The organism is Rhodococcus sp. NS-SX18 (assembly GCF_057367935.1).
The window spans coordinates 636,518-650,304 of the sequence record NZ_CM170633.1 but is presented as its reverse complement, the minus strand read 5'-3'; the positions used below and the strand labels follow the sequence as shown (position 1 = coordinate 650,304).

Annotated in this window: 15 protein-coding genes; 8 read left to right on the top strand and 7 right to left on the bottom strand. The window is 72.0% G+C overall.

The features are described 5' to 3' along the window. Positions 1-5: 5 nt before the first annotated feature. Positions 6-566 (bottom strand): PaaI family thioesterase, encoded by a 561-nt coding sequence (locus tag AC2IPW_RS03020; protein WP_040781904.1) that lies wholly within the window; start codon positions 564-566, stop codon positions 6-8. Positions 567-663: 97 nt separating this feature from the next. On the opposite strand from AC2IPW_RS03020, the gene disA reads away from it, so the two are divergent. After that, a complete protein-coding gene (disA, locus tag AC2IPW_RS03015; RefSeq protein ID WP_003935979.1) occupies positions 664-1,749 on the top strand; it encodes a DNA integrity scanning diadenylate cyclase DisA in 1,086 nt (361 codons plus the stop codon). 37 nt (positions 1,750-1,786) lie between these two features. Here disA and AC2IPW_RS03010 read toward each other — a convergent pair whose 3' ends face one another. Together AC2IPW_RS03010 and AC2IPW_RS03005 are read right to left on the bottom strand one after the other, a co-directional pair. Further along, on the bottom strand, positions 1,787-2,560 hold the full coding sequence (locus tag AC2IPW_RS03010) for a hypothetical protein (RefSeq protein WP_040781906.1): 774 nt from the start codon (positions 2,558-2,560) through the stop codon (positions 1,787-1,789). 58 nt (positions 2,561-2,618) lie between these two features. Further along, on the bottom strand, positions 2,619-3,245 hold the full coding sequence (locus tag AC2IPW_RS03005; protein WP_003935981.1) for a carbonic anhydrase: 627 nt from the start codon (positions 3,243-3,245) through the stop codon (positions 2,619-2,621). 95 nt (positions 3,246-3,340) lie between these two features. Here AC2IPW_RS03005 and AC2IPW_RS03000 point away from each other — a divergent pair, with 95 nt between their 5' ends. Continuing rightward, complete coding sequence (locus AC2IPW_RS03000) at positions 3,341-4,216, top strand: HhH-GPD family protein (protein WP_003935982.1); 876 nt, start codon at positions 3,341-3,343, stop codon at positions 4,214-4,216. Positions 4,217-4,223: 7 nt separating this feature from the next. Here the strand turns inward: AC2IPW_RS03000 and AC2IPW_RS02995 are convergent, their stop codons facing one another. Beyond that, positions 4,224-4,967, bottom strand: coding sequence for an alpha/beta fold hydrolase (locus AC2IPW_RS02995; RefSeq protein ID WP_486376247.1), 744 nt, complete (start codon positions 4,965-4,967; stop codon positions 4,224-4,226). A gap of 32 nt (positions 4,968-4,999) precedes the next feature. Between AC2IPW_RS02995 and AC2IPW_RS02990 the strand changes: the two genes are divergently transcribed. Further along, positions 5,000-5,326: an antibiotic biosynthesis monooxygenase family protein gene (locus AC2IPW_RS02990; protein WP_003935984.1), complete on the top strand. Its 327-nt coding sequence runs from the start codon at positions 5,000-5,002 to the stop codon at positions 5,324-5,326. A 10-nt stretch (positions 5,327-5,336) separates the two neighbouring features. After that, the gene (locus AC2IPW_RS02985) at positions 5,337-5,840 is read left to right on the top strand and encodes a DUF1990 domain-containing protein (protein WP_486376246.1); all 504 of its coding nucleotides are present in this window, start codon (positions 5,337-5,339) and stop codon (positions 5,838-5,840) included. 63 nt (positions 5,841-5,903) lie between these two features. Here the strand turns inward: AC2IPW_RS02985 and AC2IPW_RS02980 are convergent, their stop codons facing one another. Then, complete coding sequence (locus AC2IPW_RS02980) at positions 5,904-6,344, bottom strand: OsmC family protein (RefSeq protein WP_003935986.1); 441 nt, start codon at positions 6,342-6,344, stop codon at positions 5,904-5,906. 155 nt (positions 6,345-6,499) lie between these two features. On the opposite strand from AC2IPW_RS02980, the gene AC2IPW_RS02975 reads away from it, so the two are divergent. Further along, positions 6,500-7,117, top strand: coding sequence for a YrhK family protein (locus tag AC2IPW_RS02975; RefSeq protein ID WP_054371506.1), 618 nt, complete (start codon positions 6,500-6,502; stop codon positions 7,115-7,117). A 47-nt stretch (positions 7,118-7,164) separates the two neighbouring features. Continuing rightward, a complete protein-coding gene (locus AC2IPW_RS02970; protein WP_486376245.1) occupies positions 7,165-10,011 on the top strand; it encodes an ATP-binding protein in 2,847 nt (948 codons plus the stop codon). A 19-nt stretch (positions 10,012-10,030) separates the two neighbouring features. Here AC2IPW_RS02970 and AC2IPW_RS02965 read toward each other — a convergent pair whose 3' ends face one another. Further along, on the bottom strand, positions 10,031-11,230 hold the full coding sequence (locus AC2IPW_RS02965; RefSeq protein WP_486376244.1) for an acyl-CoA dehydrogenase family protein: 1,200 nt from the start codon (positions 11,228-11,230) through the stop codon (positions 10,031-10,033). Between the two features lie 106 nt (positions 11,231-11,336). Here AC2IPW_RS02965 and AC2IPW_RS02960 point away from each other — a divergent pair, with 106 nt between their 5' ends. After that, the gene (locus AC2IPW_RS02960) at positions 11,337-12,110 is read left to right on the top strand and encodes a PIG-L deacetylase family protein (RefSeq protein ID WP_486376243.1); all 774 of its coding nucleotides are present in this window, start codon (positions 11,337-11,339) and stop codon (positions 12,108-12,110) included. 9 nt (positions 12,111-12,119) lie between these two features. Here the strand turns inward: AC2IPW_RS02960 and AC2IPW_RS02955 are convergent, their stop codons facing one another. After that, entirely contained in the window at positions 12,120-13,067 is a 948-nt protein-coding gene (locus AC2IPW_RS02955; protein WP_486376242.1) for a helix-turn-helix transcriptional regulator, read from the bottom strand. A 94-nt stretch (positions 13,068-13,161) separates the two neighbouring features. Between AC2IPW_RS02955 and AC2IPW_RS02950 the strand changes: the two genes are divergently transcribed. Next, positions 13,162-13,755: a TIGR03086 family metal-binding protein gene (locus AC2IPW_RS02950; protein WP_416062596.1), complete on the top strand. Its 594-nt coding sequence runs from the start codon at positions 13,162-13,164 to the stop codon at positions 13,753-13,755. The last annotated feature ends 32 nt before the right edge of the window (positions 13,756-13,787 follow it).

Here is a 13,787-nt window from a genome sequence, read left to right as displayed (position 1 = left end):
CGGTGTCAGACGGACGAGGTGCCGTGCGGCGACACGGGCACGCCGTCGACGAAGTCCTTGGCCCGGTCGAAGTGCTCCGCACCGACGGTGAGGAACAGCCCGCGCGACGTCGCGACGACGACGTCCGGATCGGCGAACGGGCCCTCGACGATGCGGGCCTCCGCGCTGGTGTAGACCTTGCGGCGTACCGTGCCGTCGATCCGCGCGCGCAGTTCCAGCACCGATCCGAGTGGGATGGGCGCGGCGAAGTCGATCTGCAGGTGGCCGGTGACGACGGGCCGGCGCAGGACCATGCACGCCATGCCCTGCGCCTCGTCGAACGCGGTGGTCAGGATCCCGCCGTGGATGAAGCCCGGACCGCCCTGGTAGCGGTTCGCGACGTCGAGCATGCCGGTGACCTCGAGGCCCTCCCCGAAGGTGAACTGCATCGCCATTCCCGCGGGCTGGTCGTCACCGCAGCCGAAGCACCTGCTCCAATGAGACGGAATCGGTGCGCCCGCCCCGGGATGGTCGTCGGGGAGCTCGGGAAGGGCGAGGTCGTCGGGCAGGGTCCAGGTACCGCTCATGGGGAAGTAATCTAGTCGGCGGTTCGGTCGGCTCCCCCGGGCGGACCGACACGAAGTGGCGTTCGCCGCACCGGCCGGACACGGAAAGGAACCATCGATGACCGATGTGGCACCGTCCGTGACGCTGCGCGAGACCATCGCCCGGCTTGCACCCGGCACCGCCCTGCGCGACGGTCTCGAGCGCATCCTGCGCGGCCGCACCGGAGGCCTCATCGTTCTCGGGTTCGACGACGAGGTGGCGGCGCTGTGCGACGGCGGCTTCGAGCTGGACGTGGAGTTCGCCCCCACCCGGCTGCGGGAGCTGTCGAAGATGGACGGCGCGGTCGTGGTGTCCACCGACGGCAGCCGGATCGTGCGGGCCAACGTGCAGCTGGTACCCGATCATCGGATCCCCACCGTCGAATCGGGCACGCGGCACCGCGCCGCGGAGCGCACCGCGATCCAGACGGGCTACCCGGTGGTGTCGGTGAGCCAGTCGATGAGCATCGTGACCGTCTACGTCGACGGTCAGCGGCACGTGATCAACGATTCGGCCACTATCCTCTCGCGCGCCAACCAGGCCGTCGCGACGCTCGAACGCTACAAGTCGCGGCTGGACGAGGTCACCCGGCAGCTCTCGGTGGTGGAGATCGAGGACTTCGTGACGCTGCGCGATGCGCTCACCGTCGCGCAGCGGCTCGAGATGGTGCGGCGCGTCTCGGTGGAGATCGAACAGGAGGTGCTCCAACTGGGCACCGACGGCCGCCAGCTGGCGTTGCAGCTCGAGGAGCTGGTGGGCGACAACGACCTGGCCCGCCAGCTGATCGTGCGGGACTATCTGGCCGGTTCGGAGGCCCCGCAGCTCGTCGCAGTCGAGCAGACCCTCGCCGCGCTGGATCGGCTCACCGACGTCGACCTACTGGATCTGACGACGTTGGCGCGCGTGTTCGGGTATCCGGGCACGATCGAGGCCCTGGACACCGCGACGAGTCCGCGTGGTTATCGCGTGCTGCACCGCGTGCCGCGGCTGCAGTCCTCGCAGATCCACCGGCTGGTGGGCTCGTTCGGGAGCTTGCAGGGCCTGCTGGCGGCAACGGCGGCGGACCTGCAGTCCGTGGAGGGGATCGGCGGGCTGTGGGCACGCTCCATCCGCGAAGGCCTGTCACGGCTGGCGGAGTCGTCGATCAACGGCCCGTACGACTGATCCGCACCCCGGTGCCGATCGGGCACAGGGCGACGGATCAGGCGATGTTGAACGGCTCGGGCGTGCTGCGCAGGCCGCCGAGCTGGCCGACCACCGTGTAGGCGCCGGCCGGAACCCGCTCCCGCGGCGCCTGGCATCCGGGTTCGGAAGTCGTTCCGGACCACTTCACCGCGAACGCGGCCTGACCACCCGGCGGCAGTTTGCGCACGTCGGCGGTCGACTCGGGAAAACAGTCGGTGTTCGACCACAACCGCCGGCTGCCGTCGAGTGAGTACACCAGCACCTGCTGCAGACCCGCGCCGAGGTCACGCTCGCACGCGGTCGTGCCGATGTTGGTGATGACGATCGTGAACTCGGGTTCCTCGCCCACCTGGTAGTTGGGCCGGTCCGCGGTCACCCGCACGGCGAGCGCCTGGTCCGGGCACTGGCCGGCGGCGACGGCGGATGCGCTCGCCGCCGCGGAACTCGAGGACGCGGCGGACCCCGACGTCGTGCTCGACGGGGACGACCCCGGCTGGGACGATCCCGACTCGGTGCCGCCGGAGGACCCGCCGGGACCGGCGGCGGCGACACCGTCGGCCGTGTCGTCGTCCGCCTCGTCCCCAGTGCTGCTGGTCGGGGTGCGGGTGGTGCTGGTCTCGGACGTCAGGACGCCGGCGGCCGCCGGGTCCGGCTCCGGGTCGTCGCCCCCTCCGGTCAGGGACAGGACGAGCCACACGACGAGCGCAAGCACGACCACGCCGACACCCACGGCGAGCGCGCGTCGACGCCAGTAGATCTCGGGGGGCAGCGGCCCGTTCGGTTCAAGCACGTCTCACACGGTATGTGCCACCGGCGAAGGGCCGCCGCACCGAAGTCGGCGTGTCGCGTCAGTCGACCGTCACACCGATGTCGCCGACGTGCCCCTGCAGCTGGACACGGCCGTCGGAGAGCTTGTAGGTGACGCCTGCGATCGCGCAGCGGCCGTCGGCGACGCGCTCGGCGATGATCTGCGACCGCTGGCTGAGCAGCTTCGCGGTTTCCACCACGTGCCGGCCCTCGAGCTCGTCGACGGTGGACAGCCCGTCGTTGCGGCCCATGAGGATCGACGGTGCGACACGCTCGACGATGTCACGGATGAATCCCGGCGGGATCTGCCCCTTGTCGAGCGCGTCCAGGGTGGCCTTGACCGCGCCGCAGCTGTCGTGACCGAGCACGATGATCAGCGGCACGTCCAGGATTCCCACGGCGTACTCGATGGAGCCGAGGACCGAGCCGTCGATCACGTGACCGGCGGTGCGCACGACGAACATGTCGCCGAGACCCTGGTCGAAGATGATCTCGGCGGCCACGCGGGAGTCGCCGCAGCCGAACAGCACCGCGATGGGGTGCTGTCCGTTGACCAGTTCGGCGCGACGGTCGATGCCCTGGCTGGGATGCAGCGGGGTACCACTGACGAACCGCTGGTTACCCTCGGTCAGGGCCTTCCAGGCAGAGATGGGGTTGGAGTTCGGCATGCGGACATTATCCACCCTCGCCTGTGACGCGCTTCGCACGGCCGGGTTACCGCGAGGTCACATCGGCCCGACATTCCGACGGGAGGACGTGAGAGATGCCGGTCGATGCGACCGCCCTGCTGCGCTGGTACGCCGCCGAGGCGAGGGATCTGCCGTGGCGTGAGGACGGCGTCACCGGCTGGCAGATCCTGATGAGCGAGGTCATGCTGCAGCAGACCCCGGTGGTCCGGGTGGCCCCGATCTGGCTGGAGTGGGTGCAGCGCTGGCCGGTGCCGTCGGCGATGGCCGCGTCGAGCCGGGCCGACGTGCTGCGCGCGTGGGGCAAGCTCGGGTATCCGCGACGGGCCCTGCGGCTGCACGAGTGCGCCGGCGTCCTGGCCGCCGAGCACGGCGACGAGGTGCCGGCGGACGTGGACGTGCTGCTGACCCTTCCCGGCATCGGCGCCTACACGGCGCGTGCCGTCGCCTGTTTCGCGTACGGCCGGCGTGTCCCGGTGGTGGACACGAACGTCCGCCGGGTCGTCGCACGCGCGGTGCACGGCGCGGCCGAGCCCGGCAATCCCTCGACGACGCGGGACCTGGCCGACGTCGAGGCACTGTTGCCACGCACCCGCGAGCGGGCGGCGACGTTCTCCGCAGCCCTGATGGAACTCGGCGCGACGATCTGCACGGCCCGCTCCCCCGACTGCGCCCGGTGTCCGCTTCCGCGGTGCGAGTGGGTGTCGGCGGGGCGGCCCGCCCATGCCGGACCGCCCCGCCGGGTGCAGAAGTTCACGGGCACCGACCGGCAGGTGCGAGGCAGGCTCATGGCGGTGTTGCGCGAGAGCGACGTCCCGGTGGAGCGGCCGGTGCTGGATCAGGTGTGGCTCGCGGATCCGGGGCAACGGGACCGGGCGCTGCACTCGCTGCTCGTGGACGGCCTGGTCGAGCAGACCGACGACGGGCGTTTCGCGCTCGCCGGCGAGGGGTGAGCCGCGCTCACTCGTCGAGCGTGTCGAGGAATCGTTCGACTTCGGCGCGGTATTCGCCGGGGCGCTCGTCGTGCACCAGGTGCCCCGCGCCCGGGATCCGGACGTACCGGGACCGGGGGTGCTCGGCGGCCATCCGCCGCATCTGCCCATCGGGCGTGATGGTGAACTCGCCCTCGACGAGCAGGGCCGGCACCGAGATCGACCGCCACTGGTCCCAGAAGTGCCGGGCGCCCCACTCCTCGGAGATGTCCCGAAAGGTGCCCACCTCCCCGTGCAGGTACCAGCCGTCGGAGCGATGCTCGAAGGAATCGAGGAAGTACCGTCCGGCGACGTCGCCGAAGTAGCCGACGACCGCGTCCTCGTCCGGAAACGGTTGCGGCCACTGCGCGATCATCGCGGCCCAGTCCGCCGCGGTCCGGCCACGGAAGTCGGGGGCCATGTCCTCGACGACGAGGGCGGCCACCCGGTCGGGGTACGCGGCGGCGAAGCACCACCCGTGCAGGGCGCCCATCGAGTGCCCGATCACCACCAGGGGTTCACCGATGCCGTCGACGTGCGCGGCGAGGTCTGCGACGAACGCCTCGGTGGTGAGCCGGTCCGGGGCGGGACGCCCGTGGCCGGCGGCATCGAAGGTGTGGACGCGGCCGTGGCTGCGCAGCCACGGCACGTGCCGGCGCCACGTGCGGGAGCTGCCCATCAGGCCGTGCAGCAGCAGGATGGGCCGCCCGGAACCACCTTCGTCGTGCAACACAACCGCCAAGGTAGCGGAGTACGCTCGCCGCCATGGCAGTGGTGAAGATCAACGCAATCGAGGTCCCCGAGGGCGCCGGCCCGGAACTGGAGACACGCTTCGCGCATCGGGCGCACACCGTGGAGAACTCCCCCGGTTTCCTCGGATTCCAGCTCCTGCGTCCCGTGCAGGGCGAATCGCGCTACTTCGTGGTGACCCAGTGGGAGTCGGAGGAGGCGTTCGCGGCCTGGCGGGACGGCCCGGCCCGGCAGGCGCACGCGGGTGAGGCGAAGCGGCCGGTCGCATCGGGCGCGTCGCTGCTCGAATTCGAGGTCGTGCTCGACGTCAAAGCCGCCGGCGAGGACACCGCTCGCGGCTGAGCGTGCCGACGTGAACGCGCAGCGCCCGTTCAACTACCCGCACGTCGGCGCGACCCGTGGCGGGACACCGGCGGGGTTCCGGCACGCGCACCTGACCTCCCGCCTCGGCTCGGGCGACGTCGCATTCCGCACCGCCGTCCGGGTACTCGAGAACTGGAATATGCAGCGGCATGCGGGTTTTCGCGTCGATTCGCATACACCCGCGCCGCGGGCGGGGCTGGAGGTACGGCTGGATCCCCCCATCGGTCCGGCGCGCTGGGGGTCATGGTGCCGGGTCGTCTACGTCGTCGACGAGCCGGACCGTCGTGGCTTCGCCTACGGCACGCTGGAGGGACACCCCCTCAGCGGGGAGGAGGCGTTCGTGGTCGAGCGCCGGCCCGACGGCGCGGTGTTCGGGCACATCACTGCCGTCTCCCGGCCCGGTCGCTGGTTCACCCGCCTCGGCGCACCGGTGCTGCCGCTCGCTCAGCGGTGGATGATGGGCCGTTACCTCGACGCGCTCGCCGGCGGCTGACACGGCGCGAGTGCGCACCTCCCGGCGGTCGTCGCCGCGGGACGTGCGCACTCGCCGGTTCGCTCAGGATTCGAGCGCTGCGTCGAGCGTGATGTCCACTCCGGTCAGGGCCTTGCTGACCGGGCAGCCCTCCTTGGCTCCCTGCGCCGCCTTCGCGAACCCGTCGGCGTCGAGACCGTCGACCTCGCCGCGGACCGTCAGCTTGATGCCGGTGAGCCGGAATCCGCCGTTCGGGTCCGGGCCGAGCGAGACGTCGGCCGTGACGTCGAGGCTCTGCGGCGTGCCGCCGGCCTCGGCGATCAGCGCCGAGAGTTGCATCGCGTAGCACGACGAGTGTGCCGCGGCGATGAGTTCCTCCGGGCTGGTGGTGCCATCGGCGTCGTCCGCGGCCCGCTTGGGGAACGAGACGTCGAACGTGGCGCGGCCGGAGCTGGTGAGCTCGACCTGTCCTGCGCCGTCCTGCAGGCCACCGTTCCAGGCTGTGCGAGCGGTACGTGTGGGCATCGATCGGTCCCTTTCGTCGTGGCGTGTTCTCTCAGCCGAACCTACGCCACGTCGCGCGGCGCGGCGCTGCTTCCGCACGGCGGCGAGCCGCCCCGGCACACGGCGGCGAGCCGCATTCTGCACGGCGGCGAGCCGCGCCCGCTAGGTTCGCGGGTGTGTTCACCCGGCCGACGCTGCGCCGCGAATCGCGACTGTTCGTCATCGGTTCCGCCCTGTTCGGGGCCGGTGCCGGCGGCGTGCTCGTCCTCCCCGCCGCCACCTCCAATCTGCTCTACTTCGTGGGCTCGTGGTTCTTCACCGCGGCGGCGACTGTGCAGTTGCTGCTGACGCACCGCCCGCCGGTGGCGACCCGCGTGGACCGGTACGACTGGTGGTCGGCCGCGGTGCAGTGGGCCGGCACGCTCGCATTCAACGTGAGCACGGGATTCGCGCTCGTCGCCGGTCTGACGGCGACCGAGGAGCGAAATCTGGTGTGGCGCCCCGACGCTGTCGGCTCGGTGTGCTTCCTCGTCAGCAGCGCCCTGGCGGTAGTGGCCACCACCGACACCGATGCGCTGTGGGACCCGCACGCCCGCAACTGGCGCAGCACCTGGCTGAACATGCTCGGTTCGCTCGCCTTCGGCGCCTCGGCCGTCGGCGCCCACGTCGACCCGGCGGGCGCAACGTTCGCACCACGGCTCGCCGACCTCGGCACCTTCGTCGGGGCGCTGTGTTTCCTCGTCGCGGCGTTGTCGATGCGGCCGGCCGACCCGCCGGACCCGCATCGAACCTGACGTCCCGGGTCTCGGCAGGAGACCGGCCCGGGTGGTCCAATGGAGGCGTGGCCACGGGTGGCGACCGGGTGCGGGTCGAGGTGCTCGGCCCGATCCGGGTGCTGGACGGGGATCGTCAGGACATCACTCCCGACGGGCTGCTGCAACGGCGCCTGCTGGCCCTGCTGGTGCTTCGGCGGGGCCGGGTGGTGCCGGCGCACTCCGCCGTCGAGGCCCTGTGGCCGTCCAGGCTGCCGGCGGATCCGGCCGCCGCCCTGCAGAACCACATGTTCCGGCTGCGTCGTGGCCTGCCTCACGGCCTGATCGAGTCCGTCGGCGAGGGCTACCGGCTCGATCCGGCCCGCGTGGATGTCGACGCCGACCGCCTCGTCGCGGTCTCGACGGCGGGAGGAACCGATACAGCCGAGATCGACGCCGTGCTCTCGCGCTGGCAGGGTCCTGCCTACCCGGAACTCGACGACGTGGACGAGGCCCGTATGGAGGCGACGCGGCTGGAGGAACTGCGTTTCCGGACCCGGGAGGTGCGGGCCGAGACCCGGCTCGCGCGGGGCGACACCGACGGTCTCGTCGCCGAACTGACCGCACTGGCCGACGCGCAGCCGTCGAGGGAACGACCGCGTGCGCTGCTGATGACGGCGCTCGCGGCAACCGGACGCCGGGCGGAAGCGCTCCGCGTTTACGACGATTTCCGGCGGCTGATCGGCGACGAGCTGGGCATAGAGCCGTCGCCGGCACTGGCGGCCCAGCACGCGGAACTGCTGGCCGGCGCCCCCGATCGGGTGTGGGCTCCGGTGGGCCGGCTGCCGGTTCCGGCGACGTCACTCGTAGGCCGGGACGCTCTCGCGGCGGAGGTGACCGGGCTGACGGAGTCGGGGCGACTGGTGACCCTGGTCGGTCCGGGTGGAGTCGGCAAGACCCGGTTGCTCCTCGAGGCCGGGCACCGGCTCCGCGCCGTCCGACCCGACCGTCCGGTGGTGCTGTGCGAGCTGGCCACTGCCGAACCGCGCTCGGCGGTCGATGTGGTCGCCGCCGCCCTGCGGATCGACGCCCGTCCCGGCACCGCACTCGCCGAGCGGGTGGCCGACGTGCTGGGCGAGACCGAGATCGTGTTGCTGCTCGACAACTGCGAGCACGTGCTCGAGCCGATCGCCGCCTTCGTCGAACGCCTGCTCGGCACATGTGCGAACGTGCGGGTCGTGGCGACGAGCCGGGAGCGGCTGCGCGTTGTGGGCGAGTACGTCCGCAGGGTGCCGACGCTGGCGTACGACGGGGAGGACGCCCCGGCCGTGCGGCTGTTCGAGGAGCGGGCGCGGGCCGTCGTCCCCGGATTCGAGCCGGACGGGCGGGAACGCGCCTGCATCGCCGAGATCGTGCGTCGCCTGGACGGGTTGCCGTTGGCAATCGAGCTGGCGGCGGCGTGCCTGCACACCCACGAGGTCGCGGAGGTCGCGGCGGGCCTGGACCACCGCTTCGAGCTGCTGGCGTCGGGGTACCGCACGACACCGCGGCACGGGTCGCTGGCCGCGGCCGTGTCGTGGTCGTTCGGGCTGCTCCCGGAGGATCTGCGGCGGACCTTCGCGGACCTGTCGGTGTTCGCCGGATCGTTCGACGCGGCCGACGCCGCGGCGGTCTGCGGCACGGATCCCGGGACGACCGTCGCGGCGTTGACGCACCTCGTGGAGCGTTCGCTGGTGATTCGGATACCCGGTCGCCGGTACATGCTCCTCGAGACGCTGCGGGCGTTCGGCACCGAACAGCTCGTCCGCACGGGCCGGGCCGACACGATCGCGGAGCGGCACGCCCGGCACCTGGTCGACTGGGTCGACCGCGCGGATTCCCGACTGCTGCAGCCGGGTGAGCCGGTCCTGTCGCAGATCGACGCCGCCGTACCGGAGTTGCGCAGTGCGCTCGGCTGGTTGCTCGACCACGACGAGATCGCCCTTGCGGGCCGCCTCGTCAATGCCCTGCTGGACTACGGGATCTTTCGGTTGCGACCGGATGTACTGAGCTGGGCCCGGATGGTGATCGCCGCCGACCCGGAGGGGCGGAGCCCGTTCGCCGCGCGCGTGCAGGTGGTGGCCGCCTACGCGGCGTGGATGTCCGGCGACGTACCCGAGACCGGCCGGCTCAGCGCCGGTGCGCTGCGCGCGGTCGAGCGGGTGAAGACCGAGCCGGCGGCGGAAGCGCTGACCGTCCGCGGGAGCTACGAGTTGTTCGAAGGCCATCTGGACGCGGCTGCCGCCTGGTACCGGCGGGCCGCCGCGGCAGCCGTGCACGACCCGGCGCAGCGCCTCATGGCACGTGCCAGCGAGCTGCTGCCGCTGGGCTATGCGGGCGCACCGGCCGCCGTCGGGCTGGCCGCGACACTCCTCGTCGAGATCGGCGATGCACGTACGCCGCACGCGGCGTACGTCTGGTACTGCGCCGGGGAGGCGGACCTGGCGGTCGACGTCGAACGGGCCCGAGCCCGCTTCGCACGGGCCCTGGAGATCGCGGAGCAGACGAACGCCTCCTTCGTGACCGGCCTCGCCGGTGCGTCGAAGGCGTCCATCGACGCCCGGATCGGTGACCCTGTGGCGGCCGCCGCCGAGTACCGGCGGCTGATCCCGCACTGGCGGCGGGCCGGGGTGTGGTCGACGCAGTGGACGATGCTGCGCTCGATCGCCGGACTTCTCGAACGCCTGGGCCGCTACCATGACGCGGCGGTGCTCGAGGGGGCCGTGCGTGCGACAGCGGCCGGTCACCGCATCTTCGGCGCCGACGAGGTGGCCCTGGACGACCTCGGCGTGCGGCTGCGCACCGAGCTCGGCGACGACGAGTACGAGGTGGCGCGGCGACGCGGCGCGATGCTCGACGGCGAGGCCGCCGCCGAGCATGCGCTCCGAGCCCTGTGACCGCCGGGGGTCCGGAACCTCACCATCGGGGCTGTTCGCCGAGGATGCCGAGCAACGACTTGCCGACGAGTTCGTGGGTGAGCGCGTCGTTCCCGGGGTGGAATCCCCCGCACCGCACGTCGCGGTAGAGACGTTCGAGCTCGTTCCCGGTGAACATGCCGGCGCCGCCGGTCACGTCGAGAGCGATGTCGACGACTCGTTTGGCCGCTTCCACCGCCCGCCACTTCATCGCATAGACCTTGGGAACCCATTCGTCGCCGTGATCCGCGCCGGCCACCCAGTCCGCGACGAACCGGTCGAGCGTCGCCGAGGCGGCGTCCAGCTCGAGGTACATCTGTGCAACCTGGTGCTGCACGAACGGGTTGTAGGCGTGCGCGCCCCGCTCGATCGCCACCGAGGTCTTGCGGCGGGCGCTGCGGACGGCGAGTTCGAGGGCGCGGTCGGCGATTCCCAGATACACCGCCGCCATGAGCGAAAGCGGCCACATCGTCATCGCCACGAGAAACGGATCGCTGCCGTCGCCCGCGGGGACCACCCGCCCGATGCGGTCGTCGGGAACGAAGACGTCGTCGAGAACCGTGTCGTGGCTCTGCGTCGGCCGCATACCGAGGGTGTCCCACGTCGGCACGACGTTCACCCCCGCGCTGCCTCGTTCGACGAACGCGTGCACGATGTGCGGCCCGCCGGCCGCGTCCGCATCGACGGCATGCGCGCCGAGCCACCGCCACGCCGGACCGTTGGAGCCGAACTGTTTGCGGCCGGTCAGGCGATAGCCGCCCGCCACGCGCTGCGCCCGGCACGTCGACAGGAGTACCGGGATGTCGTTGCCCGTCTCGGCATGTCCGGCAGCGAACACGTCGCCGGCCACCGCGGCCTCCGAGATCCAGCGGAGCGACGTGTCGCCCGTGCGTTCCAGTTCGGTCGCTATCCCGATCCAGTACGAGTGCATCGTCATCGCCAGCGCGGTCGCCGGGGCGTAGCGCGCGAGGCGCCGCTGACTTGCGGCCAGCCGGGCCAGATCGAGACCCCATCCCCCGTAGCGGACGGGTACGGCGGCGCCGAGGTAGCCGGCCGCTCGCAGTTCCGCGAGGTCCTCGTCGAAGTAGGAGTTGGACCGGTCGAGTTCGCCGGCACGGGAGCGGAACCGCTCCAGCATCTCGGTCGGCAGCTCGGCCGCCGTCGCGTCTCGGGTCGAGTTCATGGTGAGTGTGGTGTCCATGGCCACGACGATGCGCCGGTCCGCTCCCGTCGCGCTCCCACCGGATCACACCGCCCCGAGAGCACGTGGGGGCGCCGTGGGAGTCCCCTCACGCACCGTGGCAGACATGAACGCGACGACCTCCCCGCTCGGGACCATCCTGTCGATCTGGGCCCACCCCGACGACGAGACCTATCTCGCCGCGGGGATCATGGCTGCCGCCCGCGACTCCGGCCGGCGCGTCGTGTGCGCCTCGGCCAGCGCCGGCGAGCACGGAACCGCAGACCCTCGCTCGTGGCCGCCGGAACGGCTGGCCCGGGTCCGCCGCTGGGAAGCGGCCGCCGCCCTGGCCGTTCTCGGTGTCGAGGAGCACCACGTCCTCGGCCTGCCGGACGGCGCCCTCGCCGATCACGACGACGCCGGTCTCGCATGGGCCGGCCGGCTCCTCGACGATCTGCGCCCCGACACGATCCTGACCTTCGGTGCCGACGGAATGACCTACCACCCGGACCACAACGCCGTACACCGCTGGGTCACCCGCGCCTGGCGTGACCGCGGCTGCCGGTCCCGGTTGCTGTACGCCACCCCGACCGTGGAGCATCTCGCCCGGTTCCGGGACCTCTACGAGGAATGGGGCATGTACATGAGCGACGAGCGCCCCACCGGTGTCCCCGAGGAGCTGCTCGCGGTCCACGTCCGGCTGCGGGGACCCGAGCTCGACCGCAAACTCACCGCGCTGCGGGCCATGGCCACCCAGACCGGCGACCTCGTCGCGCGGATCGACCCGGCGATCTACGCGGCCCAGATCGCGGAGGAGGCGTTCGTCGACGCACTCCGCGTCCCCGACCGGGACGAGGCGGTGACAGGAACGGCGGCGACAGGAACGGCGGCGGCATGGTGACAGGCCGGTCTACCGGTGCCGCTCGGCGAGGCGCTCGGCCGCCGACCGGACCTGCTCGCGGAGCTCGGGCGGTCCGAGCAGTTCGGCGTCGTCGCCGAGCTGCCACATCGCGGCACCGGCGTGGGCGGCCCCACCGAACTCGACCTCGACCGCCCACCACCCGTCGCCTGTGGGCCGCTGTGCGACGACGCGGATCGCGATCGCCGCGAGGTCTTCCCGGCGCCGGTCCCGGATCTGCACGGCGGCGGTGACCGTGCCCAGGCCGGCCCGAAACTCGGCGCGGCGCCGCTGCCAGATCCGGGCGAGGTCGACCTCGGGCGGGCGGTGCGCCGCGGTGTCGAGCAGTTGCACCTGCTCCACGCGGGAGAGGCGGTAGGTGCGTTCGGCGCCGCGATGCAGCGCCACCAGATACCAGCGGCCCGCCGCGCTGACCAACCCGAGCGGGTCGACGGTCCGCCACCGCGCCTCGGCGCCACGGGAGCGGTAGCGGATACGCAGGCGACGATCGGTGAACACTGCCTGCTGGACGATGCCGAGGTGCTCGTCCCGCTGGGGATCGACCACCCACCCCGCCGAACTGACCACGATCCGCTCCCCGACCCGGGCCGCGGCGGTGCGCTGCGCCTCGGGTAGCGCCACGGTCACCTTCCGCATCGCCGACGCGAACGCGGGCGCCATACCGAGCGAGTCGGGCGTCGCCGAGGCGCTCGCCGCGAGCAGGGCGGTCGCCTCGTCGACGGTCAGACCGGTCAGGTCGGTGGTGAAGCCGGGCAGCAACGCGTACCCGCCGGCGCGTCCCCGTTCGGCGTAGACGGGGATGCCTGCCGTGGACAACGCCTCGATGTCGCGCAGCACGGTGCGCACCGACACCTCGAGTTCCCGGGCGATCGCGGGCGCGGTCATCAGGCCGCGGTGCCGCAGCAGTAGGACGAGGGACAGCAGCCGATCCGCACGCATACCCGCACTCTCGCAGAGATACCTGACAGGAGATGTCGTGTTTCGACGGAAGCATCGTGTCCGCCGACATCGACACACCACAGGAAGGCCGGACATGAGCACCGCCATAGATCCTCGTCCCCTCTACCGTGACGCCCTGGCGTGGGTGGATCTGCTGTTCGCGCGAGTGCGCCCCGAGCAGATGACCGACCCGACCCCGTGCCCGGATTTCGACGTGCGGGCCCTGCTCGGCCACCTCGTCGCAACCGTGGACAGGGGGCGGGTGATCGGCGACGGCGGCGACCCGCTGAGCATCCCGGAATTCCTCACCGGCGTCCCCGACGACGCGTGGCGAGCCGAACTCGAGCGGGCGCAGGCCCACTACCGGAAGGTGTGGAGCGACGACGAGCTGCTCGACCGGCCCGTCGTCGCGCCGTGGGGAACGGTGCCCGGACGCGCCGCGGTGCTGAGCAACCTCAACGAGGCTCTCGTGCACGGGTGGGACCTTTCCGCCGCCACCGGTCTGCCGGCCGAACCCGACACGGCGCTCGTGGAGGCCGCATTCGCCGTCGCGCGCCGGACGATTCCCGCGGCCGGGCGCGGCGGACGGGTTCCCTTCGGCACGGTCGTCGAATCCGCGCCGGATGCGAGCCCCCTCGAACGGCTCGCGAACTGGTCCGGGCGGAACACCGCGGCCTGGCGGCGCTGAGCCGGACACACCGACGCCGACGGGCGGCACCC

Excerpts from the sequence above, each read along its gene's own strand:
- AC2IPW_RS02990 (WP_003935984.1), top strand. The coding sequence starts at position 5,000 with ATGGCAGTGGTGAAGATCAACGCAATCGAGGTCCCCGAGGGCGCCGGC.
- AC2IPW_RS02955 (WP_486376242.1), bottom strand. The coding sequence starts at position 13,067 with ATGCGTGCGGATCGGCTGCTGTCCCTCGTCCTACTGCTGCGGCACCGC.
- AC2IPW_RS03000 (WP_003935982.1), top strand. The coding sequence starts at position 3,341 with ATGCCGGTCGATGCGACCGCCCTGCTGCGCTGGTACGCCGCCGAGGCG.
- AC2IPW_RS02980 (WP_003935986.1), bottom strand. The coding sequence starts at position 6,344 with ATGCCCACACGTACCGCTCGCACAGCCTGGAACGGTGGCCTGCAGGAC.
- AC2IPW_RS02960 (WP_486376243.1), top strand. The coding sequence starts at position 11,337 with ATGAACGCGACGACCTCCCCGCTCGGGACCATCCTGTCGATCTGGGCC.
- AC2IPW_RS02950 (WP_416062596.1), top strand. The coding sequence starts at position 13,162 with ATGAGCACCGCCATAGATCCTCGTCCCCTCTACCGTGACGCCCTGGCG.
- disA (WP_003935979.1), top strand. The coding sequence starts at position 664 with ATGACCGATGTGGCACCGTCCGTGACGCTGCGCGAGACCATCGCCCGG.
- AC2IPW_RS03005 (WP_003935981.1), bottom strand. The coding sequence starts at position 3,245 with ATGCCGAACTCCAACCCCATCTCTGCCTGGAAGGCCCTGACCGAGGGT.
- AC2IPW_RS03020 (WP_040781904.1), bottom strand. The coding sequence starts at position 566 with ATGAGCGGTACCTGGACCCTGCCCGACGACCTCGCCCTTCCCGAGCTC.
- AC2IPW_RS02965 (WP_486376244.1), bottom strand. The coding sequence starts at position 11,230 with ATGGACACCACACTCACCATGAACTCGACCCGAGACGCGACGGCGGCC.